Raw genomic sequence first — 26,210 nt, 5'->3', positions numbered from 1 at the left:
TCAGGAATGCTTATACCTTTGAATACTAGTTTTTCTAGGGGCATTTCAATCCCCTTTTCTATCATTTGAAGGAAATCCACATCCCTTGGAGCGAAAAGCGTGTACGCTTCTCCTGATCCGCTTGCACGTCCTGTCCGGCCAGTCCTGTGGATGTAGGTCTCTAAGTCCTGAGGAATGTCATAATTATAGACATGTGTCACGCCTTCTACATCTAGTCCACGAGCAGCTACATCTGTTGCAACAAGGTATTGAAGTTTGGCTTCCCGGAACCATTTCATCGCTCGGTTCCTCTTGGATTGCGGGATATCTCCATGTAATGCTTCACATTCTACTCCCTCATGTTTAAGAACCTCTGTTAGCTTCTGCACCCTCGCCTTTGTTCTGCAGAAGATGATGGCCAAATAGGGATTATGTTCTTTAATGAGGTGAAGCATGGTCCCTTCTTTACGACGGTCCGTCGTTTCCACGGCATAATGGTTGATGGAAGCTACTGTCACTTGCTTCTCAGCTATCTGGATATGTTTTGGTTGTTTCATATATTTCTTCGCTAATGCATGAATTTCATTTGGAATAGTTGCAGAAAACAGCATTGTCTGGCGTGAAGCAAAAATTTCTGCTGTAATGGTATCAATATCAGGTAGAAAACCCATCAATAGCATTTGATCAGCTTCATCGATGACGAGCATGGAGATGGTGGAAAGATCAATGGTTCCTCTTCTCACATGATCTAGCAAGCGTCCAGGTGTTGCCACGATTACATGCTGTGCTCCCTTTAGCTTTTTTAGCTGGGAGTTAACATCCTGTCCCCCATATACTGCAAGAACCTGTAAATCATCTATATTTTCTTTTAGATTTTTTATCTCTTTTGTAATTTGATGGGCAAGCTCCCTTGTCGGTGTAAGAATCAATGCTTGAGTTTCAGGGTTATTAACGTCCACCTTTTCCAAGATAGGAAGGACAAAAGCCAATGTTTTGCCTGTGCCGGTTTGGGCCTGTGCAATAACATCATGCCCCTCAAGTACTGCGGGAATAGTTCGTTCCTGTATTGGGGTTGGGGCATTGATCCCCATGGATTTTAAGGAGTGATTTACTCCTTTTCGAATCCCTAACTTTAAAAAATCAGTCACTCTTATCACGTCTCTTTTCTATATATAGCCTTAAAATAGCTCCAATAACTATATCATATAATAAAGTAGAGCATAAACAAAAACCGATCAGAACTCTCAGATCGGTTTTTTATCATTCTATCCAATTTTACTTAAACCAACCTTTTTCCTTAGATTGAGTAATCGCTTCAATTCTGTTTTTCACTTCAAGTTTATCCAATATGTTAGAAATATAATTTCTAACAGTACCTGATTTTATCCTTAATTCATCTGCTATTTCCTGCGTATTTTTCCCATCAGCCACAAGCTCCAGAACCGCTTTTTCCCTCTCAGTGAGCGGATTTTCTTCTCCGTAGAAGTCATCCATTAATTCCGGGGCATAAACGCGTCTTCCCGACATGATGCTTCGAATGGAGTTGGCCAGATCTTCACTTGGACTGTCTTTAAGTAAGTAACCGGTAACTCCCGCTTTCAAGGCTCTCTGGAAATACCCTGTTCTTGCAAATGTGGTCAATATGATGACTTTGCACCCAAGGCCCTTTATCTCTTCAGCTGCTTCCAAACCAGTTTTCTCTGGCATCTCAATATCCATAATACAAACATCTGGCTTATATTTGTGAAATAAAGCTACAGCCTCTTCCCCGTTTCCAGCCATTCCGACCACTTCCATGTCCTCTTCCAAATCTAGTAATGAACCTAAGGCGCCTAACATCATGCGTTGGTCCTCTGCTATTACTATCCGTATCATGCTTTCTCCTCCTGTTCCCTCTGATTGACCATTTTGGGCACCTTGATTCGGATTGTTGTTCCCTGTTCCCCACTAATCTCCATCAGTCCATTTACAAACTCCAGTCGTTCCCTAATGCCGAGCAGTCCGCTGCCTTTCCCTATATCATCCTGCTCTGTCATTCCAACCCCGTTGTCACGAATGGTCAGTCTGATTTCGTCTCCCAGCTGCTCCATCTTGACCGTGCATTTTGATGCTTTGCTATGTTTAACTACATTCGTAACCGCTTCTTTCAAGCACATACTCAATATGTTCTCTAAGAACAATGAATTGTCCTTTAAAGGTAAATCATGCTCCAATTTTAGGTCTATCTGTGCAGCATCAAGTATTTGTTTTATCCTTACAAATTCCTCTTTTAATCGAATTCCCCTCATTTGAGACACCATTTGTCTCACTTCATTTAAGGCGGTCCGGGCTGTTTGTTGAACATCCTTTAGCTCCAATTTTGCCTGGTCAGGATTCTTAGTCATTACTTTCCTTGCAAGATCACTCTTCAAGCCGATCAACGAAAGTTTTTGTCCAAGTGTGTCATGCAGATCTCTTGCAATCCGTTGCCTTTCTTCTTGAATGATAAGCTCAGAAATTCTTTTATTAGCTACATCCAACTGCTCTTCTAGCTGATCTTGTTTTCGCTTATTGTAAAGATTAAATGGTAATAAAATCACTGCAATCCAAATGATTACGACAAACGGGATTTGTTTTAAGAATAACTCGTCCCTCATGACGACATTTATGTTGATTGCTACTGTAGTTGCAATTAAATGAATGATATATAGCACAGTAAAGGCTATTTTATTTTTAATTTTCCATTATAAAAAGCAATATAGAAAGCAAAGTAAATGAAATGAAACAAGATAGTCATTGTAATGGAAATCCCTATCAGTAAACAGGTCCATAGGTAGACAGGCCACTTATTAGAGATGAATGCAAATCTATAAGCAATAAAAAATAGAATCGTTAAACATATCCCAACAATTATTTCGGGGGTGGATGATGATTGAAAAATAAAATAAAACGGAAGGATGCTGAATACGCTCCAGATATATGGTGAAATTCCAGAACCTTTTTGAAACATTAAATATCTCTTTTTCATAGTTGAAACCTCATTTATCCTTTACATGTCTTGTATCGTTATTATATCAAAATTAATAGGAAAGTTCTGTAAAAAATAATTTTAAACTTTTAAATTCATTCTACCCTTTTAATGAAATGAGGCATAGTCACACGTGTCATTAGGATGTTATGACAAATGTCATATACTTTCTTTAATTAGATGGATTCTTACTGAACTTTTTATTCGTTAATATATTTAAGGCGGCCATCCCATCACTTGGGCAGCCATTTAGGTGATTAATTGGAAATAAAGAAAAGAACAAAAAATAAAATGAGAAATAAGTAAACTGATAGAAGAAAATACTTGGCTCCAATACTTCGTTTAATATTAATGTATTTAAGAGGAATATGGATAAAATATTAAAAATTGATCCTCCTAAATAAACTAAAATCTTATCGAGTTTAGAAGCTTTTTTGCTTATGGAAATATACTCGCACCAACCATCATAAAAATATAACTTCCTGATTCGTATTGAGCCAAATTTGAAAAGGACATTGCCGGTTCCAATATGGACAATAACTTTACCGCCGAATAGCTTAGCAAAGAAATAATGCCCCAATTCATGAATGATCGTAACGATAGGTAACACAAGAAAAAAAGAGAGAAAAAATTTCCACAAATCATTTATACCGAACAATGTAAACACTACCTTTCTCATAATAAAAGAATTAAATAATGCTTACATACCCTAAATTTGATTTTCAAACTTGAGTAGAGAAAAGAAAATAAAATTAAATCAAAATACCTAGTCAATACGGAAGAATCCCACACCAAAATTTTTAAGTGCGGGATTTTTGCCTTCTCTTAATAGGAGGTTTTTGATTTTATATTTTGTAAACAGCTGTCGAAAAACTCACTTGCTAACTTGTATTGTTTGTTTTCATAATAGTATTTAGCCAACATTTCCGTATACTTAATGGAATATCGTTCATTCCCAGCATTTCTAAAATATGGTATTACCCGTTGTAAAATATACGGCTCTAATTCTGTATCTTTATTTAATAAATAGATATGTGCGGTAAAGTGAAGAATATATTCTGTTAAATCAATTCTTTGGGCCAATCTTAACCCTTGTTCCGCCCATTCCTTTGAAAATTCTGTTTGGTGTAAAAAATAATATTCTTCAACAAGTCCTAGGATGGAAAAAACACTTCTTTCTTCTTCTCTTTTTCGTTTTAATGACTCTAAATAATAATAGATCGCTTCCTCCGATTGTTTCAAATAGGACTTAATGCAACCAAGATTGTGAAGTGCCATCGATTCCAGATAAGAATCTCCAATGCTTTCCCCAATATTTTTTGCAGAAAGATAATGTTTTTCAGCAAAGTCCTGGCGTTTGGAATGATTATAGTTGATACCTAAAATAATATGACATTCAGCTGAACGTTTATTGTTATAGAGACTTTGGTAGAGGGAAAGAGCCTTTTCGGCATAAAAGATAGATTCAAACGTGTCACAAGTTTTGATTTTCGTCAATGAGACTTGATAATACAATTCTGCTTTGTCATCTTCAGATATATAAGGTAGTTTTTCAGCCAAAGATAAGGCGTTATCAAGTGCTAAGGTGGATTGTAAAAAATTATTGGTTCGATAATAATAGATTCCTAGTGTTTTATGGTGTATGTACTCAACAGAGGGATTTATGCTAGTAGGTAAACTTCTAATTTGATTAAATATTGGCTCATATAGCTTTCTATCATTATTTAAGATAAAGTACTTAAGCTTCACCACGAGATAAAGTAAGTTTATGCTGGGATCTGATAAGACATGATCAATATTAAACTCATCATTTAAATATAGAAACTTTTCCCTTGCAGCCTTTTTATCCTGTAGAACTGTAAAATCATAAATCTTGTATAATAGTGCTTCTACTGGTGTATTACATTTTAGATTTTCATGTACTTTTATATCTTCTTCGTTTCCATTTGATAATTCAAAGGTGCCAACAATCCCTTGATCTAGATTGTAATTTAGAGAGAACGTGTCCCTAGAAAGCCTATTAATATGATTTTTTATATTCCTCATCGAATACACCCTTTGTGTGAATTATAAGAATATTTTACCACCTTCTTCTACATATTTATACAACATTCCGGCAAATTTTACTTTTTTTCTACTATTTTTCTGTTATTGACAGGAGCAAGCTATTGTTTGTTAACCTCGCATTCTCTACATTGTTTGTCACAAATTAGCCGAATCTTTGCCATAAAGATGTCATATTCAAGCGCTTTCCCCCTGTTTTGCTTCTTGGTTAAAGGGAATATACTAGAAAGAGAGTTTGCTTAGAGTTTATATTGTGAAGTATTGAGCAATCTATTGTATAATAAAAAATGAACCTAGAAGATTGTAATTTTTGTTTGAAAAAGGAGTGGAGTATGGATGTTTGGGATGTTTGAATATGATCCTGTTCTTTTAAGTCGAATTCTTACTGGAATTACACTGGCTGTGCACGTCATTTTCGCCACGGTCGGTGTGGGAGTTCCCCTTATGATAGCTTTGGCAGAATGGATGGGAATAAAGAGAAATGATGAACATTATCGCCTGCTTGCGAGAAGATGGGCACGCGGATTTGTCATAACCGTTGCGATCGGGGTAGTGACAGGTACCGCTATCGGTTTACAATTGAGCTTACTTTGGCCGAACTTTATGCAGATGGCCGGCCATGTTATCAGTCTTCCATTGTTCATGGAAACCTTTGCGTTTTTCTTTGAAGCTATCTTCCTTGGCATCTACTTATATACTTGGGACCGATTTAAAAAGAAAATCTATCACTTTTTCATTTTGATTCCTGTAGCGCTCGGTGCAATGGCTTCAGGCTTCTTTATCACAACAGTGAACGGTTTTATGAATGCACCAAGAGGATTTGACCTTGAAAACGGCGTATTGACCAATATCCGTCCTTTAGAAGCAATGTTTAATCCCGCAACCCCTACAAAGGTTGCTCACGTCTTATCCTCGGCATATTTGACAACAGCATTTGTTTTAGCTGCTATAGCAGCCTTTGCAATACTTAGAGGAAAAGACCATGTTTATCATAAAAAAGCCTTGCACCTTACAATGACAGCAGCTGTAATCTTTGCAATATCTACTGCTATCATAGGTGATTTTTCTGGGAAGTATCTAGCAAAATATCAACCTGAAAAACTTGCCGCAGCAGAATGGCATTTTGAGACTTCAACGGAAGCTCCTTTAATATTGGGTGGAGTCCTTCAAGAAAATAATGAAGTGAAATATGCCCTGGAGATTCCATATGCCTTAAGTATCTTGGCTCATGGGACACCTGATGCAGAAGTAATTGGGTTAGAAGAGTTCCCAGAAGAGGAGCTCCCTCCTTTAATCGTCCATTACTTCTTTGATTTGATGGTGGGGATCGGTATGTTCCTAGCGTTTATATCTATTCTGTATGTCTTGTTTGCAAAAGTACGGAAATGGAACGAATGGAACAAGCCTTTATTATGGGCGATCGTTGCAGGTGGACCGTTGTCCCTACTGGCAATCGAGATGGGTTGGTTCTTTGCTGAACTTGGAAGGCAACCTTGGCTCCTTGTAGGTTATATGACCGTAGAACAAGGTGCAACGACATCAGAGCATGTGGATCTAATGATTGTCCTTTTTGTTCTGCTTTACATCGTTCTTTGTACAACATGTGCCACAGTATTGCGGAAAATGTTTAAAAATAATCCGGTGGAGAAAGAGCTTCACGACAGGGGTATGGAGTAAGGGGGATGAAAAATGAACTATGAAGTTATTGGGATTACTGTCTTATGGACGTTTTTGTACGGTTATTTAATTGTAGCATCCATTGATTTTGGCGCTGGTTTCTTTAGTTATTATTCAACCATTACAAAGAAAAATCACCTAATCAACAAAGTGATTGTCCGTTACCTCTCTCCTGTTTGGGAGGTAACGAATGTGTTTCTCGTATTCTTCTTTATCGGAATTGTAGGCTTCTTCCCTTCTACCGCCTATTATTATGGAACAACACTTTTAGTACCGGGAAGTATCGCGATTGTTCTGTTGGCAATTCGTGGGTCTTACTATGCTTTCCATCATTATGGTGAGAAAGGAAACAACTTTTATCAAGCCTTATATGGAGCCACAGGACTATTAATCCCTGCTTCCCTATCTGTTGTACTTACTATTTCAGAGGGTGGATTCATTTATAAATATGAAGATTCCGTATGGTTGGATTATGGAGCTTTATTCACCAGTTTCTATTCATGGGCAGTGGTCATCTTGGCTTTAGTAAGTGTACTATACATCTCGGCTTACTTCCTGGCATATTACGCTAAAACAGCTCAAGACGAAAAGGCTTTTGATGTGTTAAGAAAATATGCCTTGAATTGGAGCCTGCCAACAATACTTGCCAGCGTTCTCGTATTCTTTGCTTTAAGCGATCATAACCCAGAACACTTCGATAAAATGTTGGAACTTTCCTGGATGTTCAGTCTTTCGTTCCTCTTTTTCCTTGGAGCGGTTTATCTGATGTGGAAAAAGAAACATCTTGGTGTAGCTTTTATCTTGGTGATGCTACAGTTTGCAACGGCATTCTTCGGTTACGGGGCATCTCATATGCCTTACCTTTTGTATCCATATTTGACGATCTATGATGGATTTACAAATGAGGCAATGGCTGTGGCGTTGATTACGGCATTCATTGCCGGACTTTGCCTACTGATTCCTTCACTATATCTATTAATGCGCTTGTTCTTATTCGATAACAAGTACGTGCAAGGAAAAAAATAAGGAGGGTCATTCCATGGAAAACTTCTTGATTATGTATGTTGCACCATTGATAGTGGCTGCTGGCATCTTCGTTTTATTCCTTTGGGGAGCCAAGGGGAAGGAAAAATATAAATAAATTCAAGACAGCCCTGCCGATTGTATGGCGGGGCTGTTTTTGCCTAGATTAAAATGTAAAGAAGACTGCGTTTATACATCTAAGTTATTTTCGTCACTAACCACTGTCGGTTTCTTTTTAAGTTAATGGAATGATTAGAGACAACAAAGCTATACCTATCAAAATAGCGGATATAGGACTATTTACAAAGACCAACCAGTCCCCATTTGAGATGGTTAGGGATTGACGCATGGCCTGCTCCATCATGCCGCCTAGAATGAACGCGAGGATAAATGGGGCTGCAGGAAAGGAAAATATTCTCATCAAAAACCCTGCTATTCCGAATAATAGCAATATATATAAATCAAAAGTATTGAAGCTTATCGCATAGACCCCGATAAGACTGAACATGATGACCAAGGAGATTAGCAAAGGCCTTGGAACCTTAAGCACTTTGGCTATATATGGGATAAGCGGAAGGTTCAATACCAATAAAAACACATTTCCTATATACATACTTGCAATAATTCCCCAGAACACTTCAGGATTATCCTGTACCAGTAATGGGCCTGGCTGTACACCTAGAACAAGGAAGGCACCAAGAAGGACAGCGGTTGTACCCGATCCAGGAATACCTAAACTTAGGAGGGGAACAAAGGCCCCGCCTGTCGCCGCATTGTTGGCAGCTTCAGGTGCAGCAAGACCTTTTATCGACCCCTTCCCAAACTCTTCAGGCTTTTTGGCGATTCGCTTTTCTGTGACATACGCAATAAAAGATGCGATGGTCGCCCCTGCTCCAGGTAGAACACCTAGCAAAAAGCCTAGAAACGATTGCCTCGTAACTGGTCCCTTCATTTCATGGACATCTTCTCTGGATAGCTTCAGACTGCCAATGTTTCCACTCATTCCCCCTGAGCTGTCCTTACGATTGAAGATCAATATACAAACTTCTGCCAGTGCGAATAAACCAAGAGCTATTACAAGAAAGTCAATTCCTTCGAGGAGGTTGATGTTCCCGAAAGTAAAGCGCTGTGTTCCCGTTTGAGCATCTATACCTATCGTTACGGCCATGAAACCTAACACAGCGGAAATCATAGCTTTTATTGTGGACCCATCAGACAGACTTGAAATGGCTGTCAGTCCCATCAGCATCAAAGCAAAATACTCAGTAGGACCGAACACGACAGCGACTGAAGCTAATAAAGGAGTAAAAAGCATCAACAAAATTACACTGATAGTACCTCCTGTGAAGGAAGCGATGGCAGCAATGGCCAAAGCTTTTCCAGCCTTCCCCTGTTGCGCCATGGGATATCCATCAAACGCGGTTGCAACAGTACCCGATATTCCAGGTGCATTTAATAAAATGGAGGATGAAGACCCTCCAAATACTGCCCCGTAATAGACCCCGGCCATCATGACCAATGCCAACGCCGGGTCCATACTATAGGTCACAGGAATCATGATGGCAATCGCACTGATTGGTCCTAGACCCGGCATCATCCCAATAAAGGTCCCGATAAACACCCCTAAAAATACAAATAAAATACCTTCTATACTAAAGGCGACCTGAAATCCAGAAAAGAGACCTTCCATAGAACCCATCTCTCACACCTCCTAAAATGGTAACACTCCTGGTGGTAAATGAATAAGGAGCAAGTAATTGAAAAGTAAATATAAGAGCAACGAAAAAATGATTGCCACTAAGGCACTTACTTTATATTTTTTATATCCAAGATATGATGAACAAGTAAAAACAAATGCTGCTGTCATAATGACAAAACCTATTATTTCAAGTAAAAAAATATAGATTAAAATAAATCCCGCAACCCCAAGCAGGACGTAAAGTTCCTTCTTAGGGATCGTTCTTTTTTGTTTTTCTTGTTCGGTTTCCTCTTTCTTCTGAACGAAAAGTAAAATGGACAATAATAATAGTAAGAAACCCAATCCTTTTGGTACCACATCCGCATCGACTAACGCATATGGGTAACTGGGGATCTGGTAGCTTAAAAACAGGTATGCTCCTGCAAAGAGGGTTAGTGCCAATCCAAGTTTACGATTTATCGGTCTTAGTATCATATAACTTCCCCACCTATCCATAGGGACCGCTCCCTCTTTATGGAGGGTAGCGGGTCACCTATTAATCTCTAATTTCCAAGTCCCAATTCTTCCAATAGCGCTTGCATTTCTTCATTCTCTTTTTTTAGAAATTCCTGATATTCCTCCCCTGTCATGAAAAGCTCATTCCAGCCGTATTTCTTTCTGATTTCATCCCAGGCAGCTGATTCGTTTAATTTTGAGAACTTATCTTCGTAATAAGCAACGGCCGCATCATCCATGTTGGATGGACCAAAAAATCCTCTCCAGTTTACAAAGGTTTCATCTATTCCCTGTTCCTTGGCAGTTGGAAAATCAGAAAGGACCTCCCCCTCTAGACGCTCTTCAGCTGTTATGCCTAAAACCTTGATTTTCCCTGCTTTCACCTGCTCCACTGTTTCTGCAGTCCCAGCTGAATAGACATCTACACTTCCGTTAAGCAATGCCGTCAATGTTCCACCCTCTTGTTCGGATACATACTTGACCTTCGTGATGTCCACGCCTGCTGCTTTAGCAATTTTGACAAATTGTATATGATCCATGCTCCCAGGAGAAGATACACCGATTACAGTGATACTTGCTGGATCTTCTTTCATGTCTTCAAATAACTCGTTTAAATTATCCCACTTGGCATCAGCCCTTACGGCAAAAGCACCGTAATCCGCGATAACATTTGCCAGCGGAGTGAAATCTTTATACGTATTTTCAGATTGTCCATTAAGAGGGACTAGTAATAATGGTGGAGAAGAAACGAACAGATGGTGTGGATCTGCCTCTTTCTTCGCGATGTATGACCATGCAACAGCCCCGCCGCCACCTGGTTTATTGACAACTGGCATTCTCTTATCAATCAATTCCTCTTGCTCAAATGTTTGAGCAACCATCCTGGCAGTTGTATCCCATCCCCCTCCTGCGCCGGCTGGTGCGACCATTTCTATTGGTTTCTGAGGAGACCAGGTACCATCTGCACTTGTTCCCCCTTGTGAGCTGGAGCAAGCTGCTGTCAAGGATAATAACACTGTTAATCCCATTGCACTTGCTTTGTTTTTCCACTTCATTATCATCTAAATACTCCCCTTTGCTTATGTCTTGTATGTAATTGTAAAGAAAATTCTTATAAATGTAACCGTTTACAAAATAAGCGATATAAAAGATTTATTGGTTATTTTGTTCATTTTGTTCACGAGACGTTTGGCGAATTTTCAAAAAAAAAAGAGGCAGTCCTTAGGAATTTCCTTTTAGGACCACCTCATCATTTTGTTAATGCAGTCAATGTTTCCTTGTAAAAAGTATCGCTGTGTGGAACAAACGTTGTTTTATCCACTCTTATAGTAACCTTGCTTCTTTCGCCGTCAGCAATTTCCTTTATCCCTTCCATAACGACATCTGTCTTATTTTCAAACCATAGTTGGTAAAAGTCTTCTAAAGGAACCATAAAAATCCCGCTAACCTCTTCTGATTGCATTGTAAAAGACTCAAATGGTATGTACCTCTTTAACAGAAAAACATGGGCATGCTCTCTATCGATAAAACCTTCTAATTCTTTTTCGTAAGGGATGACACCCAGGTAAGACAGTTCCTCCATACCAACTTTGATTCCTATTTCCTCTTCTACCTCTCGGATTCCATCTTCCACGTTTTCATGTGATAACAGATGTCCTGCCGCGGTGATATCCAATAAGCCTGGATAATCCTTTTTGTCCTTGCTTCTCAGTTGAAAATAAAGGTATTCTTTCCCGTCTATCATAGCCTTTATCCAGCAGTGAAAAGTCTCGTGCCAATGTCCCTTAAGATGTACTTCCTCTCTTGATGCAGTTCCCAAGTATTTTCTATCTTTGTTGAAGATCTTTAATTGTTCCATGGTCTCAATTTCCTATCCGATAGTATTTTCTTTCAGGTCTGCCTACCATGCCATATTCTAACGAAGCTTTTGCTTTTTCAAGAGAAATCAAGTACTCAAGATACCGCCTTGCTGTCGTCCGAGATGCTCCCATCCGTTCGCCCATTTGCTCGGCTGTCCATCCTCCTTGGTAATCGCTAGCTAGGAGTCCTTCCACTTTTTCCAATGTTAATTGGTCAATGCCTTTAGGGTGAGAATCATTCGGTTTTTCTTTTTCCTTCAACCCATTTTTATGTAAAAACTCATCTATTACTGCTTGATTATAAGAATCATGATCTTGTATGAAAGCCTTTCTCTCAAGATATGTTTTTATTGCCTGTTGAAACCTATCAAACGTTACGGGTTTGATTAAGTAATCAACCACTCCATACTTCAAAGCCGCTTCTACCACTTCTTTTTCCGTTGCTGCAGTTATCATGATGATGTCCACCTCGGGGAATTTCTCGCGGATAAGCGGTAGCAGAGAAACTCCGCATTCATCCGGCATGTAATTATCCATTAGGATAAGATCGGTTTCGCCTTTTGCAAGGTGATCCATCGTTTGCGAAGCATTTAGAGCTTTATTTACAGCCTTTACTCCTTCAACCTTTTCTAAAAATTGCTCATGAATGCTCGCAACCCGAAAATCATCTTCTGCTATTGCAACGTTTATCATTTCTGTCACCCCTATAGGTAGTTTTTAGGGAGGTATACAGTGAACACCGTGGTATTGACCGGGGTTCTTTGTACTTCTACCGTTCCTTCCAGCTGTTCGACCTCCTTCTTCACAATAGCAAGGCCGAATCCCCTTGGCTGATCAGCTTGTTTGGTAGTATATCCCTTCCTGAAAATCAAATCTATTGTTCCAACTGGAAAACCTGGTCCATTATCACTTATTTCCAAAATTAAATCGTTTCCATAGTCAATAGCGGAAAAAGATACCATTCCATCCTCTTTTTCCTCTACTGCATCCAACGCATTATCTAGCAAATTACCAATAATGGCCACTAAACTAGAAAACTTTATATTAGAAGGTAAAACCTGGACTGAACTTTCCTCATCAAGTTGGAGAAGTTTCTTCCTTTCTGATGCGACAGCAAGCTTCCCAAGCAAGATGGCCTGAAGTTTTTCATCCTTTATCTTTTCAAATATGATATCATTTTGTGCCTGATTAATCCTATACTCTTTCTGGATCCAGTCTAAAGCTTCTTGAAATTTCCCTAACTCTAGCATTCCTGATATGACGTAAAGCTTGTTTGTGAATTCATGGGTCTGAGCTCGCAACTCCTCCGAATATTTCTTTACTTCTGCCAGAGTGTGAAGCAACTTTTTCATATCTGTTTTGTCCCGAAAGCTGGATACTACTCCTACCACGGTTTCTTTTTCTTTTATAGGAATCCTGTTTACGATAATGTCTTTATCAGATAAATAGATTTCTTTGTTCTCTTGTGCGTGCCCTGTTCGAGCGACTTCCATAATATCGGTATCAGGTACGATGTCTGTGATTTGTTTATGTAACAATTCTTCTTCCCGCAGGTCTAAAATATCAAGAGCTGAAGGGTTAACCATCGTAATGTTCCCATTAGAATCAACGGCAATGATTCCTTCCTTGACGGATTCCAGGATGGCATTTCTTTCCCTGTACAAGGAAGCGATTTCATGGGGTTCCAGATCAAGAATATCTTTTCGAATGTTCCTGGCTAGCAAATATCCTCCCAGCACTCCGATATTTATTGCCAACAGAGCAATCAACGATATTTCAGCCAATTTTTCTTCCATCCGGCTTTTTAAATTTTCCATGAGAAAACCGACCGATACAACCCCAATAACCATTCCATCCTCTGAAACAATAGGCGCTTTCCCTCTGATTGATAAACCTAGTGAACCTGTCGCTTCGGATATATAAGCTTTTCCATCTTCCAAAGCCCTTATATTATCTCCCCCTACCATCTGTTTTCCGATTTTATCGAAATCAGGATGCGTATAGCGAAGTCCTTGATTATTCCCAATCACCACAAATTGAGCGTCTATCTCTTGCTGAATTTTTAATGTCAATGGCTGGAGCGTTGTACTTGGATTTTCCGATCCCATTGCTTCTTGTACCTCTGGCATGTAAGAAATCGTCTTAGCTATTTGGAGAGCTCGCTTACCGGTATTCGCTTTAAGCTCTTTCATCTCTAAGTAAAAAAACACACCGCATATTAATACTATAATGCCGATAAGTAACGTCACAATTAGGATGATTAGCTTTGTTTGCAGCCGTAAGGGCTTTTTATTTAGTCTCATTCAGATCACCCCTCGAGTTCCTATTATTTTATAATAATTGAATTTATTATTCTATGAATTTTGATATTTAGTGTTTGGGAAATAACTTCTTGCGATAAACCACTTAAATTTTAGTGGAATAATAACAGATTAAAGTGGTTTGTTTTTATTATTCTTCTAGAATAATAACATTTTCACTATAAGAAAACTTTTTCAATATTATTTCCCACCCCTTTTTTTACGCAAAAAAAAAGCGACCCGTTTATCGAGTCGCTTATAATCGTTAACAAACTGAATCTGTGGGCTTAGGGTTCTTTAAGCCGAATAATGGTCTAATAAATAAAGCCAGTAGTGTCCCAAGCATAGCCATTACCATCCATACCCAACCGTGTAAACTGAAGGATGCGATTCCTCCAAAGTATGCTCCGATATTACAACCAAAGGCAAGTCTTGCACCGTAGCCCATTAATAAACCACCAATAATGGAAGCTCCTGCAATACCAGGTTTGATTTTCTTAGGTTTAAAAGTACCTTGTGCACTGGCTGCAATAAATGCTCCTAAAATGATTCCAAAGTTCATCACACTTGTGGAATCAGCCAGGACCGTCTGAGTTAAAGCTTCTCCGTTTGCTCCGGTAAAATATCCCCAACTGGAAACATCTATACCTACCAACATTAATGCCTTCCCTCCCCAAAGGGCGAATGCAGAAGTAATACCCCAAGGGTTTCCTCGTACTGCCAATGTAAGAGCATTTAGAAGTGCCAAAATGATAGCAGCCGCAAATAAAGGCCAGGAACCTCGAAGTATCTTTTTCCAACCGGTTGTTGTCGCCAACGGTTTCATACTTGGAGGGTTTTTTCGCTTAGCTATTTGGACTGTTAACCAGTAAATTCCCGCAAACAGTGCCATTTGAACCGCCCAGCCGCCAAAGAATCCAAGGCCAGTCGATTCGGCAATGGAGATTGAAGGAAGTGCCGGTGTATCTTCCATCCAAAACGTAAAGTGGTAAGCGCCAATGACAGATCCAACGATGAACGATATTAGTGTCAGGATCATTGATGAGGAACCTCCTCCGACCGAGTAAAGTGTTCCAGATGCGCAACCACTTCCGAGCTGCATCCCAATACCAAACATGAATGCACCGACTAATACACTAATCCCTACAGGTGATACATACCCTGTTGGTGTACTACCAGTAAAACTGAAGCCAGTACTTAAAATGATGGCAAACAGTGTAGTTGCGACTGCCAGCATCACCATATGCGCCTGCAGCCCCTGTACATTACCTACAGACATCAAGCGCCGGAAAGCAGACGTGAAGCCAAATCGTGCATGCAGTAGTGTTACACCTAGCGCCAAGCCAATCATATATAAAGTCCCTTGAATCCAATCTGTTGTGGCGACAATGGTTATTAAAAGTATAATGCTTGCTAGTACGCCAATCGTTAGGAAAGGTTTTTGAATCGGATTCAATTTCGCAACAATAGTGGTTGGTTGCCTTTCAGGTTGAAAAGTATTATAAGTTGTTTCTGCCAATTCAATCACACCTTTTCATATTGTTTTTATCGGGATTATTTGTTGTTCACATGATAACTTCTTTGCATCCTCTTGTAAACCTTTCTGCTTGTATTCTATATTTCTCTAAAAGTTTGACTTTTTCATCTACTTATCTATAATTCGATTAATCTATCGAAATCTATGTAAGTTGATTATTTAGTCGAATTGGATTAAACTAATGTGGTATTCTTTTTGGAAGGAGTGAGAAAAGATGAAGCACCCAATTTCCATTTTTATGATGGATGTGACAAACTCATCAAAGAATTGGGATAAAATAACGTCTTATTTAGGAGAAATGGAAGGCTTTGTGAAAAGGTGGACGAGGGGCCTGCCCCACGCACAAGTTAAACACCGACTGGGAGATGAAATTGTCGGGCTTTTTGATCATTACTCTACCGCATATACTGTGGCATATTATATTAGCCAAATTTGGAAATACAAAGAACAGCCTCCCTACTTCGGAATTACTTTTGGGACAGTTGATACAAGCTTACAGCAAATTGATTTAGATAAATGGAATCATCCGTTAATGCGTCAGGCAAGGCTCGCTAATGAAAAAATAAAGCACTCTTCCCAACGTTCATCCATGTTGTTGCTCCCAGGTGAAGAATCAATGGAAAACTCGTCTCTAGAAATGGCCAATTTGCTCCTATCCTATCAGCATAAATTCATGAGTGACCAAACGTCCTTGCAACAATTAATATCTAGGTTGTATGCCGTCCTTGATGAGCAAAAAGCCATAGCAAGGCTAGTAAATAAGTCGCCTTCTACTATCTCGAGTCACTATAAGAAAGGGAATTGTGAGATAATATTGAATACTTTATACACACTCCAAGAAACCTTGGACAAGTTAGAAGCAAACAGCTTTGGAAACCAACCGCAAAATATTACGAAAGAGTTGACCCAAACCATTAAAAATGAGCTTCATAAAAATATCGATGCGATCATTTCTATATGAATATATATAGCAAGGAGCGTTTGAAATGATAATTCTTTCCCTTATCTTAGGCCATTTAATTGCCGATTTTTATTTTCAGTCAGAGCACATGGTGAAGGAAAAACGGAAGTTCTTAAAGCTCCATTTATTTCATCATGCGGCTGTCATGTTTATTACTCTCCTCCTCATTTATTTCTATCAAGGAAACGATTTTTTTATAGAGGTGTTGGTCCCAACCATTCTCTTAGTCGTGGTCCACGGCGTCTTAGACTATCTGAAGATTACCTTACAGAAAAAAACAGATAAATTGATACAGAAAAACGCCTGGAATCTTGGACTATTTATCGTAGATCAACTATTGCATATGATTACTATATTGGCAGTATGCTATTTTACTTTACAGGTAGATTTACAGGCTATGATTGATACTATTTTATTACTACTTAACTTAAAAGAAGGCATACGACCAGAGCTTGGTTTGTTGGAAGGTCTCTTATTCCTAATAATTATGTTGATACTATGTACAACTGTGACAGGCCATCTAATAAGAATTATGCTTGGTTCCCTCACTAAACATATTTCCCTTTTTGAAGGAAAATACACTTTAAAAGATCTTGCCATCAGTCCCAATAGTGAAAAAAACATGTCAGAAGAATATACATATATGGTGATGAAACACCAAGACCTTTCAAGAGGAAAAGTAATCGGCTATCTGGAACGTCTATTGGTGGTGGCTTTAATATTGATGGGTTCTTTTTCTGCAGTTGGATTTATTGTCGCAGCCAAGTCCCTTACACGATTCAAACAGATGGATGACCGCGATTGGGCGGAGTATTTTTTACTGGGGACACTAACTTCCTTTCTTTTTGCGATCATTTACGGCGTATTATTAAAAATAGTATTCTTCGGTTCTTACTAGCAGATTAATTTCGGGATTAATAGATTCGAAAAAAATAATAGAAAGAAGGTATATACCCTGTCCGATTCTATCATCTCTCATATGATAGAAACAAAGGGGGTGACAACATGTTGCGTTATTACCGTTATGTCACAAGATTAGGTGAAAACCTGATCGAAGAGGGCGAAGATTACTTGGAAAGACGAATTCAACTGGCCAAGAGAGTGATCAAAAGAGTAGCCCGCCGCTTGGATGATCTGAATGACTGATAATATTCAGCCCTTCAGATGATGTTCAGATTTGCATGGAAAACAGCACCTATATTTTAGGTGCTGCTTTCACGTTACATATATTCTTCAGCAGCTTCCGCATCTGCTTTTGTAGGATGAACCGTACCAAAAGGATGATTTGGCGGCGCATAAATAGAGTAAAGTTTCAGTGGAACATTTCCCGTATTGGTCAAGTTATGCCATGTGCCGGCGGGAATCACTACTGCATAGTCGTCTGAAACCATTTTTTCAAACGTAAATTCATTTTTATTTTTCCCCATTTGAACGATTCCCTGTCCTTGCTCTAAACGCAGGAATTGATCAACATCGGGATGCATTTCCAACCCTATATCTTCTCCAGGATTTAAACTCATTAACGTAATCTGAAACTGTGATCCCGTCCATAAAGCTGTTCGAAAGTTATTGTTTTGCAAGGTTAGTTCGTTAATATCTTCTGCAAATGGATTTGGTCCATAGTCCTTTAATTCGATTGCTCTTAAGTTGTTTTGCAAATAATAAGTATTATACGTGTTTGGGTATGGCCAGTAACTGTTTCTCATATAGTTGTATGCATATGGATTTACAGTATAAGGATATGGATAATTATTTAGAGGATAATACATTCCTTCATCTCCTTTTAAATTTCATTAAATTATCCTATTCATTTTCATCGGGAATGTACGTTGTATGGGTTGGTTTAATTTAGAACATAAAAAAAACCTATTTCTTCATAAAGAAATAGGCTGTAACAGTGGTTATTCTTTTTTAAAGTCTTTTGTACTTCTTACAGTATCAATAGGTCTGACAAGCTTTTCAATTTGGTCGCGTTTTGGTTCAAGGAACGGAGGCAAAGAAAGTTTCTCTCCTAGTGTTTCATATGGCTCATCCCCCATAAAACCAGGACCGTCCGTTGCAAACTCAAACAGTATCTGCGGGGCAACGCGTGCGTACAAGGATTCAAAGAAGTAACGGTCCACATGTCCTGATGTGTTAAAACCAAACCCTTTCAATCTTGCATCCCACTCATCGATAACTGAGCGGTCCTCTACGCGGAACGCGGCATGATGCACGGTCCCGAATCCTTGTTGGGCTTGAGGAAGTGTATCATTATGTTCTACAACCAGGCGGGCCCCGTTGCCTCCTTCTCCTACCTCAAATAAATGTGTTTTTCCGTCTTGCGCAATTTCTTTAAATAGCAGAACTTTTTCTAGAACTTCTTTAAAGAAATCAAAATTTGCTACACGAATGTGGAGAGGTCCTAATCCTGTGATTGCATATTCCAGAGGGATCGGCCCCTTCTGCCATGGCGTGCCCGGCTCCACTCCTGTATTATTTTCGTCAGAAACTAGTTGGTACTGTTGGTCATCAAAATCTACAAATGTAAGTGTCTTTGTCCCGAACTGATCCTTGATGCCGTAATGCTTTACGTTTAAGCGGTCAAAACGATCTGCCCAATATGTTAAAGCCTTGTCAGACGGCACTCGGAAGCCGGTCTGGAAAATTTCATTTGTTCCGTGACTGCCTTTTGGAATGCCTGGGAAATCAAAGAATGTCATATCTGTACCAGGACTCCCCGTATCATCCGCAAAAAACAGGTGATACGTTTGGATGTCGTCCTGATTAACCGTTTTCTTAACAAGCCTCATACCGAGTACATATGTGAAAAATTCATAGTTCTTTTCCGCGCTGCTGGTTATCGCTGTTACGTGATGAATCCCTTTTAATCCGTTTATCATAAGGATCTCCCCTTTGGTTATATGTTCTCATTTTAATTATCTTGAATTCGAGATAATTATATCGTGGTTGGATGGAGATGTCAAATTAATGAGTGGATACAGGATGTAATATATAGATCTGGTGTTTCCAATCGTTTGAAGTCTCATGGAAGTTAGGATCCTTTTCATCACATTAGTGGATGGGACACATAAGTATTCTCTAGCCTCTTTATTGGAGATGGTCTCACTAAATAACAAACAATAATCTTTTAAAGCTGGTATATGTGCGTCTTTTGATTTATGGTTGCACTTAGGGCAACACCAAAATGAATGAGTCCTTTGCATTGGGATAGCCAGGCAGTTTGAACATTGTACACCTGATAAAAGTTCACTTGGGTTGATGTTTAGCTGTTTTAAAGTAAGGGTGGGTTTGACTTTATGATGTTTAGTAATGGTGCAGGCAAGGTTTTGAATTTCTTTAGCGGAAAGAATCTGTTTATTGGAGATTGCTTGTTGTTGTTCGATTTTTGTTGGAAGAAAATGACCGTGGATGACCTTTTGGTTAGTTGACTTATCCCCAGGGTCAACTTGAATCATGCAAGCGGGATTTGAAATAACTACGAAAGAAGTGAGTGGGATTTGAGGGAAATTGAACTGTTCCAACCACTGCTTTAGGAGCCTCTCCTGATTACTGACCTGTATGATGGGACACTGATAATATTTCACATTGCCCATATATGTCTGAGTCAGCTGATTGAATTTCCTGTCAAAATGAATGGTCCCACCCATATTTTTCACTTCCAATAGGGCTATGAAGTTATTGGATAGGAGTAAGGTGTCGATATGAAAGTTTTGATTCTGGAATTGTAAACTGACGGAATGGAGAATTTGGTAGTCTTGATCAGGAAGGATGCTTAAGGGATAGTCAATCGCAGTTTCACCTTTATAGCCTTTTATTTGTTTGGCCATCAATTCTTTTACTCGCGGCATTGAAGGATGATTTTCTTCGAGGCGCCTCTGTATAGCCTGTAAAAATAATAGATTAACAGGAAAATCTCTCTCTTTTACTATCATTTGTAACCTCCTAAGCTAATTTGTTAGTAAATTATACTACTTGCACTTGCGAATGTCTCTCGAAATGAGCGGGTTTTTGAAATCGGGCGATAATTTCAATTTACGGGCGATTTTCAGAAAATACGGGCGAAAATGCAGAGGAATCGGGCGATTTTTAAGATTTACGGGCGATAATTCAATTTTACGGGCGAAAATCGCATATAATCGGGCGAATCCCAATAATAGGTAATACCTGGACGCCCCCCCTCCTGCTAATCCTCGCCCCAAAGTCGAAGTCTTAAACCGCCATATCGTCGGTCTAATTGCAATCGTCCCCCGTCATACCGTTAATTCCTCAAACCATCATCCGGCCAGTCCAAAAGCAACCCGCGCCAGGTCATTCCGCCAATCCAAAATACCCCGTCAAACCCTCCCCCTACAACTCATACTCCCATTCGTCCTTCATCTGTAAATAAAGCACCAGTAACATATCCTCCAACTCATCGTAATGTTTACTGGAAGCATCAAGACCGATTTTCGGAAACAAAATGTCTGCCATCTTACGGGTTAAAACGATGCGGTCATCCGTTGATAAAGAATCCAGACGGTCTGCGTACGTCTTTAAAAGCTTCCACTCTTTAGCACCAAGCGATTTCAAAGCCCATTCTTCCACTAGACCACCTTCTGCGTTAAGTCCTTTTTCTGCAATAAGTTTGTCCAGCTTGGAAACTTTCTTTTTCTTTTTCCCTCTTCTTTCATGGACAACAATGGTACCTGCTACAAGGTCGCCTAATCGTTTATGTTTGGAATGGAAGAAAATCATCAACATCCCAACTAGATAGTTCGCAGGTAACATATCAATGATTCTCAGAAAGTTGCGGATTAAGCTGGATAGCAAGGTAATGCTGTGGCCATTTTCTTGTATGACACGTATTCCAAGCATCTTCTTGCCAACTGTTCTTCCTCCTGTAAAATATTCAAGCAAGAAGTAGTAACTCCAATTCAATAAAAACATCAATATGATGACTCCAGCAAACATATAAGAGGGCATGTCTGTTTCAACATAATCAAATATGCTTGCATTCAATCCGAAGATTAGCGCTAAGACTACAAGAATATTAATAATAACCAGTAATAGCGTATCGAGAATAAAGGCTGCTGCACGGCTGCCTAAACCTGCAGCATGAAACTGCAACGATACATATTCGGGAGTCTTTATGTCCACTTGTTCTGTCTGCAAGATGATCCCCACTTTCTATGGATAAATTTTACTTTAAGGTGTTTCTATTTATCTATAATATTACTATAATAAAGTAGATAGACGAAAATGAGACACGAGGTGAAGAAGATGAAAGTTAAACAATTTATAAAGCAGCATCGTGATCAGTGGAAGGAGCTAGAAAAACTAGTATCCGATTTACATAAACGAAAGAATATTACTGGGAAGAACCTCGAGCGGTTCCACAGTCTCTACCAAAAGGCCGCGCAGCATCTTTCTTATAGCCAAACTTATTTTCCAGATGAAGAAGTTACCTCCTACTTAAATGCTCTAGTTTCAAAATCTCATAATCTCTTATACAAAGATCAAATTACAAGTTGGAAGCAAGCGAGCGATTTTTTCGGTCACAAGTTTATAGCACTCCTTTATGAACAATGGAAGTTTGTCGTGGTGGCTATGCTTCTCTTTACAATAGGCGGGCTTGGTAGTTATTTTACCGTCCTGTCTGATCCCCTTTATTTGTACTCCGTTCTTCCGGGGGACATGGCACAAAACTTTGATCCGGAAAAATTAGGTGAAAGTGACGGAATGGTGGATGCCCCTGTAATGTCTGCGAGTATATTGACCAATAATATTCAGGTTGCCATACTTGCTTTTGCCGGCGGAATTACCTTTGGACTGTTGACTGTCTATGTATTGATTTACAATGGAATTATTGTAGGAGCGATTGCTGCATTGTTTTGGCACTACGATATGACATATGAGTTCTGGGCATATATTGTTCCACACGGGATGATTGAACTGACAGCGATTTTCATAGCCGGCGGCGCTGGATTATTAATGGGGTACAAGCTTTTTGTACCAGGTGAATATTCTAGGGGCTATCAGTTGAAGGTCAATGCCAAACGATCTGTGCAATTATTACTTGGAACGATTCCGTTGTTTATTATAGCAGGGATAATTGAAGGATTCATCACCCCTGCCGCTATATCTTTGGAAGCTAAGTATCTTGTTGCTGGTCTGACTGTTATAGCCTTAATACTTTATGTTGCTTTAGGCAGTCTTAAACTTCGTAAAGTCCAGTTACAATAAACCTCTGTTCATGGTATCGATATAATGGGATACAGCGGTTGTTGCAAGCCGTTCCTCACGGGCCTCCATCATTAGGAGGCCTTGTTTTTCCCACTTGGCTTTTTCCCGTTTCTTCGATAATAGTTGTTGCTGGGCGACCCCTTTGATCATCGTTTCTTCTAATGAGGTTACAGGGGTTGCTGCTCTTTTCCTCAATATCTCGTCTTCTACCCCGATCATGAAAAAGAGATGTCTTTGCCTTACTCGCTTAAGGTAGATTAGGGCGCTTTCCTCATGCAAAAATGTTTTAACATCACTGAATAAAAGGATAAGGCTTCGCTTCTTTTGGACAAGCTGTAAGTATTGAAATACTTCCGCGTAGTTTGATTCTGCAGCATCAACTTGAACGTTATAAATGGTTTTCAAGATTGTTTGCAAATGAGCCATTCCTTTTGCGGGCGGGATATATGCTTTTACACTTTTAGAAAAAGCAAGTACCGCAACATAATCCCCTTTTTGCAAAGCGGCTGCAGCAACAGTCAATGCTGCTTCTAATGACCTCTCCAGACGGTTCCCCTTTTTTAGTTCTGCCCCCATCATTCTTCCACAATCAATGAGTATGGTAATGTATTTACCGTGCTCTGGTTCATACTCATTTGTCATGACTTCCTGTAATTTGGCCGTTTGGCGCCAATTTATCTTTCTTGGATCATCCCCGACCACGTATGACCGTATTTTAGAAAACTCCCCAACGCCACTCTTCTGCTTTCTAATAGTTTTCCCTTCATGAAGCAGAAATTTTTGAGCATTCTCTAAGTACTGTTTCGTTTCCGTCATATCAGGAATTACTTTTATCGTATCTTCCTCTTCAAATGCCATTTGCTTTTGCCAGAGGCCGATACGACTTTGATATCGTAAATATAGCTTTGAAACCTGATACTCTCCTCTAACAGGAGCCTTAGTGTAGTAGGTGAATTGCTTTCTAGTGTTTTTCTTCACCATTCCGGTAAAAGGAAAAGGTCGAGAAAAGGACTGTGGTATTCCATCTTTTATTTCCGCTTTCATGTCATGTTCGGTTGGATTTTCCACGACAATATGGACAGGATATTCTAACCCCCGTTCCAAATCCCCGGGAATACTTCTTGTCATTCTGAGTCTTTTTTTACTTGGGGTAAGTACAAGGTCCACCAAGCTGAAAAGAAAAAAGAACACATTTATCAGTAAGACAACCGGCCAAGAAATGGTTACAAAAAAGCTCAATACAATAAAACTCAAAGAAATGAAAGATAGTAATAGTACTAGTCTAGTAGTTGGTAAAATCCCTTTATCTCGGAACAGGAATCGACCCCACAAGTTCTTCAATGATTTGTTCAACAGTCGCTCCCTCCAATTCCATATGAGGAGATAATTGAATCCGGTGTCGAAGAGCAGGTTTTGTCAACATTTTAATATCATCAGGGGTTACATAGTTACGGTTGCTCAAGTAAGCCCATGCCTGTGCAGCTCTTCCGATTGAGATACCCGCACGAGTGCTGGCCCCGAACCGAATGGAATCAGATTCGCGTGTTTTACGGACAATTTGCATCATGTAATCTAGTATGCTTTCACTAAGTGTGACTTCCTGTATTTCTTTTCTAATGCTTAGGAATGTTTCCATGTCTAGCACCGGCTCAGTATCAGTGGGAGAAAATTTGTTTTCCATTACTTGTTTCAGTACTGCTGTTTCTTCTTCAAGGCTTGGAAAATCAATATGTAACTTGAAAAGAAAGCGATCTTGCTGTGCTTCTGGAAGCGGGTATGTTCCTTCGAATTCTATTGGGTTTTGAGTGGCAACAACAAAAAATACATCCTCTAAAGGAAACGTTTCCCCGTGGATGGTGACTTGTTTTTCTTCCATTGCCTCAAGGAGTGCGGCTTGTGTTTTTGCAGGGGTACGATTTATTTCATCTGCAAGTAGAATGTTAGTGAAAATAGGTCCCTTTAAGGTTTCAAATGCGCCTTCTTTCATATTATAAATGGAACTTCCGGTTATATCACTTGGCAGTAAATCAGGAGTAAACTGGATGCGGTTAAATTTACCTCCTAAAAGGCTGGCAAGAGTTCTTACCATTTGGGTTTTTCCCGTGCCGGGCACTCCCTCCAATAAAACGTGCCCGCCTGCTAGTACGGAAGAAAGTAAGAGTTTCAAATTCAAGTGTTGACCTAGTATTCTTTCCTCGTATTTTTCTAGAAGAGATGTTAATTCTACTTTCATCCCTCTTCCACCTCTTTTCTTAATGTATCAAGCTTATTTGACCATTCTAGATATTCTTGTTTAGTGATTTTCTCTTTACCTAATACTTGTGTTAATTGATGAATAAATAAGTCTATTTTGCCGTTTTCCTTTGTTTTCCACCTTTTGTGCAGATAGACTGCACAATCTTTCCAATCTCTGTTGTATGGAATGCCCCATCTTTCTTGCAGCAAGTGCTTTAGATATTCCGCCTGTATAGTCAGAGAATCACGATAGGCATTTCCTTTCAAGTGCCAAGCGACTAAAGCTCGAAGACTTTCATCACTAAATCGGACTGTTTCTTCACGAGGCTGTATGATAGGACCAAATCTTTTTCCTTGTTTCCAAAGCAATAGGATTGCGATTAATACTCCCTGGAAGAGTAACAATAAAAACCAGTCCTGGTAAACAGCCAAGAAAGAGGACCCGGTATCTCCGTGGTTGTATTCATCAAAAAGAATCGCTGTTTCATTGTTTAACTCATCTTGCTGTATTAAGCCAAGAACAAGTGGAAGGTGATCCTTTTTTAATATATCTTGATTTGTTAGCCAATTAGGCGCCAGTGCTACGATGAGTGTCCCATTTCCATACTTCCGCTTAACGGCTATATCACCGAGCTGATCGGAAAGAAGTATTTCATCTTCCTCTCCCGGCTCTAACCTCACAGGAGAATAAATGTCCCCTACAAGGTTGGCTTGACTGGAGTCTTTAATGGTTTGCTCCGGAAACATTGATTCCACAAATGTCGTTCGAATATCAAAAAAACCTTTGGGATTATTTTTCAATAAAATGATGGTGTTGCCTTGTTCGATAAAGTCATTATAAGATGCCATCTCTTTTGAATCCGGAGTAAAATATGGTTCTACCATCAACAATATCTGCCTACCTTGTGATTCAGGAAGTAAGGTAGGGGGCTGTTCCCACCTTCTAACCATTTCCAATTCGTTATCCAAGTAGGTATAGAAAGCTTTTAACCCATTTGGTGAAGGAGACTTTGAATCGTAAGGTGAGAATTCCTGTGGCTTTTGTGATAGAACGAAGAAGGAGCAGATGGTAAAAAGAACGACTAGAACTCCAAACCATATCCACCCTTTTTTCTTAGCAGTATTTACTTTCAAGTCCCACCCTCCTTC

25 protein-coding genes and 1 pseudogene are annotated in these 26,210 nt (G+C 39.4%); 7 read left to right on the top strand and 19 right to left on the bottom strand.

Annotated features, from left to right (window positions below):
• The 5 genes and pseudogenes from M313_RS0120395 to M313_RS0120375 all read right to left on the bottom strand — a co-directional run.
• The coding region (locus M313_RS0120395; protein WP_010199646.1) for a DEAD/DEAH box helicase at window positions 1-1,127 on the bottom strand (1,127 nt) is incomplete at its 3' end.
• Window positions 1,128-1,254: 127 nt separating this feature from the next.
• A complete protein-coding gene (locus M313_RS0120390; RefSeq protein ID WP_010193623.1) occupies window positions 1,255-1,854 on the bottom strand; it encodes a response regulator transcription factor in 600 nt (199 codons plus the stop codon).
• Window positions 1,851-2,986: pseudogene (locus tag M313_RS24215) on the bottom strand (sensor histidine kinase). The gene M313_RS0120390 and the pseudogene M313_RS24215 overlap by 4 nt, the downstream one beginning before the upstream one ends.
• Before the next feature lie 172 nt (window positions 2,987-3,158).
• Window positions 3,159-3,653 (bottom strand): site-2 protease family protein, encoded by a 495-nt coding sequence (locus M313_RS26065; RefSeq protein WP_326929621.1) that lies wholly within the window; start codon window positions 3,651-3,653, stop codon window positions 3,159-3,161.
• A 158-nt stretch (window positions 3,654-3,811) separates the two neighbouring features.
• Window positions 3,812-5,032, bottom strand: coding sequence for a tetratricopeptide repeat protein (locus tag M313_RS0120375; RefSeq protein ID WP_010199643.1), 1,221 nt, complete (start codon window positions 5,030-5,032; stop codon window positions 3,812-3,814).
• Window positions 5,033-5,395: 363 nt separating this feature from the next.
• On the opposite strand from M313_RS0120375, the gene M313_RS0120370 reads away from it, so the two are divergent.
• Genes M313_RS0120370 through cydS form a run of 3 tightly spaced genes read left to right on the top strand, consistent with a single transcriptional unit; the run spans window position 5,396 to window position 7,868 of the window.
• Window positions 5,396-6,727 (top strand): cytochrome ubiquinol oxidase subunit I, encoded by a 1,332-nt coding sequence (locus tag M313_RS0120370; RefSeq protein WP_029326626.1) that lies wholly within the window; start codon window positions 5,396-5,398, stop codon window positions 6,725-6,727.
• Between the two features lie 12 nt (window positions 6,728-6,739).
• Entirely contained in the window at window positions 6,740-7,753 is a 1,014-nt protein-coding gene (locus M313_RS0120365) for a cytochrome d ubiquinol oxidase subunit II (RefSeq protein WP_010199640.1), read from the top strand.
• A 13-nt stretch (window positions 7,754-7,766) separates the two neighbouring features.
• Complete coding sequence (gene cydS, locus M313_RS27085; protein WP_010199639.1) at window positions 7,767-7,868, top strand: cytochrome bd oxidase small subunit CydS family protein; 102 nt, start codon at window positions 7,767-7,769, stop codon at window positions 7,866-7,868.
• A gap of 117 nt (window positions 7,869-7,985) precedes the next feature.
• Here cydS and M313_RS0120355 read toward each other — a convergent pair whose 3' ends face one another.
• From M313_RS0120355 to M313_RS0120325, 7 genes are all read right to left on the bottom strand, one after another.
• Window positions 7,986-9,449, bottom strand: a complete 1,464-nt coding sequence (locus M313_RS0120355) for a tripartite tricarboxylate transporter permease (protein WP_010199637.1) — start codon at window positions 9,447-9,449, stop codon at window positions 7,986-7,988.
• Between the two features lie 12 nt (window positions 9,450-9,461).
• The gene (locus M313_RS0120350; RefSeq protein ID WP_010199633.1) at window positions 9,462-9,923 is read right to left on the bottom strand and encodes a tripartite tricarboxylate transporter TctB family protein; all 462 of its coding nucleotides are present in this window, start codon (window positions 9,921-9,923) and stop codon (window positions 9,462-9,464) included.
• A gap of 68 nt (window positions 9,924-9,991) precedes the next feature.
• Window positions 9,992-11,005 carry a tripartite tricarboxylate transporter substrate binding protein gene (locus M313_RS0120345; protein WP_010199632.1) on the bottom strand — a complete coding sequence of 338 codons (1,014 nt, stop codon included), beginning with the start codon at window positions 11,003-11,005 and terminating at the stop codon, window positions 9,992-9,994.
• Window positions 11,006-11,193: 188 nt separating this feature from the next.
• Window positions 11,194-11,802: an NUDIX hydrolase gene (locus M313_RS0120340; protein ID WP_010199630.1), complete on the bottom strand. Its 609-nt coding sequence runs from the start codon at window positions 11,800-11,802 to the stop codon at window positions 11,194-11,196.
• 4 nt (window positions 11,803-11,806) lie between these two features.
• On the bottom strand, window positions 11,807-12,496 hold the full coding sequence (locus tag M313_RS0120335; protein WP_010199628.1) for a response regulator: 690 nt from the start codon (window positions 12,494-12,496) through the stop codon (window positions 11,807-11,809).
• Between the two features lie 11 nt (window positions 12,497-12,507).
• Window positions 12,508-14,106: an ATP-binding protein gene (locus tag M313_RS0120330; RefSeq protein ID WP_010199627.1), complete on the bottom strand. Its 1,599-nt coding sequence runs from the start codon at window positions 14,104-14,106 to the stop codon at window positions 12,508-12,510.
• 262 nt (window positions 14,107-14,368) lie between these two features.
• Window positions 14,369-15,622, bottom strand: coding sequence for a YeeE/YedE family protein (locus M313_RS0120325; protein WP_010199626.1), 1,254 nt, complete (start codon window positions 15,620-15,622; stop codon window positions 14,369-14,371).
• A gap of 232 nt (window positions 15,623-15,854) precedes the next feature.
• Here M313_RS0120325 and M313_RS0120320 point away from each other — a divergent pair, with 232 nt between their 5' ends.
• From M313_RS0120320 to M313_RS25995, 3 genes are all read left to right on the top strand, one after another.
• Entirely contained in the window at window positions 15,855-16,601 is a 747-nt protein-coding gene (locus M313_RS0120320) for a helix-turn-helix domain-containing protein (RefSeq protein ID WP_010199625.1), read from the top strand.
• Between the two features lie 25 nt (window positions 16,602-16,626).
• Window positions 16,627-17,499 (top strand): DUF3307 domain-containing protein, encoded by an 873-nt coding sequence (locus tag M313_RS0120315; protein WP_010199624.1) that lies wholly within the window; start codon window positions 16,627-16,629, stop codon window positions 17,497-17,499.
• Between the two features lie 107 nt (window positions 17,500-17,606).
• A complete protein-coding gene (locus M313_RS25995; RefSeq protein WP_010199616.1) occupies window positions 17,607-17,747 on the top strand; it encodes a hypothetical protein in 141 nt (46 codons plus the stop codon).
• A 74-nt stretch (window positions 17,748-17,821) separates the two neighbouring features.
• Here the strand turns inward: M313_RS25995 and M313_RS0120305 are convergent, their stop codons facing one another.
• The 4 genes from M313_RS0120305 to M313_RS0120290 all read right to left on the bottom strand — a co-directional run bounded on the left by M313_RS0120305 (window position 17,822) and on the right by M313_RS0120290 (window position 21,755).
• Window positions 17,822-18,370 (bottom strand): cupin domain-containing protein, encoded by a 549-nt coding sequence (locus M313_RS0120305; protein ID WP_010199614.1) that lies wholly within the window; start codon window positions 18,368-18,370, stop codon window positions 17,822-17,824.
• A gap of 132 nt (window positions 18,371-18,502) precedes the next feature.
• On the bottom strand, window positions 18,503-19,480 hold the full coding sequence (locus M313_RS0120300; protein WP_029326622.1) for a ring-cleaving dioxygenase: 978 nt from the start codon (window positions 19,478-19,480) through the stop codon (window positions 18,503-18,505).
• Between the two features lie 39 nt (window positions 19,481-19,519).
• The gene (locus tag M313_RS24210; RefSeq protein ID WP_010199610.1) at window positions 19,520-20,536 is read right to left on the bottom strand and encodes a nuclease-related domain-containing protein; all 1,017 of its coding nucleotides are present in this window, start codon (window positions 20,534-20,536) and stop codon (window positions 19,520-19,522) included.
• Between the two features lie 415 nt (window positions 20,537-20,951).
• Entirely contained in the window at window positions 20,952-21,755 is an 804-nt protein-coding gene (locus M313_RS0120290; RefSeq protein WP_010199608.1) for an RDD family protein, read from the bottom strand.
• Between the two features lie 108 nt (window positions 21,756-21,863).
• Here M313_RS0120290 and M313_RS0120285 point away from each other — a divergent pair, with 108 nt between their 5' ends.
• Window positions 21,864-22,826 (top strand): stage II sporulation protein M, encoded by a 963-nt coding sequence (locus M313_RS0120285; protein ID WP_010199606.1) that lies wholly within the window; start codon window positions 21,864-21,866, stop codon window positions 22,824-22,826.
• On the opposite strand, the gene M313_RS0120280 is transcribed toward M313_RS0120285, so the two are convergent.
• Genes M313_RS0120280 through M313_RS0120270 form a run of 3 tightly spaced genes read right to left on the bottom strand, consistent with a single transcriptional unit; the run spans window position 22,818 to window position 26,195 of the window.
• A complete protein-coding gene (locus tag M313_RS0120280) occupies window positions 22,818-24,179 on the bottom strand; it encodes a DUF58 domain-containing protein (RefSeq protein ID WP_010199600.1) in 1,362 nt (453 codons plus the stop codon). The genes M313_RS0120285 and M313_RS0120280 overlap by 9 nt on opposite strands.
• Entirely contained in the window at window positions 24,130-25,059 is a 930-nt protein-coding gene (locus M313_RS0120275; protein WP_010199598.1) for an AAA family ATPase, read from the bottom strand. Before M313_RS0120275 ends, M313_RS0120280 begins: the two co-directional genes overlap by 50 nt.
• A complete protein-coding gene (locus M313_RS0120270; protein WP_010199595.1) occupies window positions 25,056-26,195 on the bottom strand; it encodes a DUF4350 domain-containing protein in 1,140 nt (379 codons plus the stop codon). Before M313_RS0120270 ends, M313_RS0120275 begins: the two co-directional genes overlap by 4 nt.
• Window positions 26,196-26,210 lie beyond the last annotated feature (15 nt).

Origin of the sequence: Bacillus sp. m3-13, from assembly GCF_000175075.1 — a bacterium.
In the GTDB taxonomy this organism is placed as follows: Bacteria; Bacillota; Bacilli; order Bacillales; family Bacillaceae_I; genus Sutcliffiella_A; species Sutcliffiella_A horikoshii_C.
Note: the sequence above shows the minus strand (reverse complement) of the source record. Positions and strands in the feature narration are given on the sequence as shown.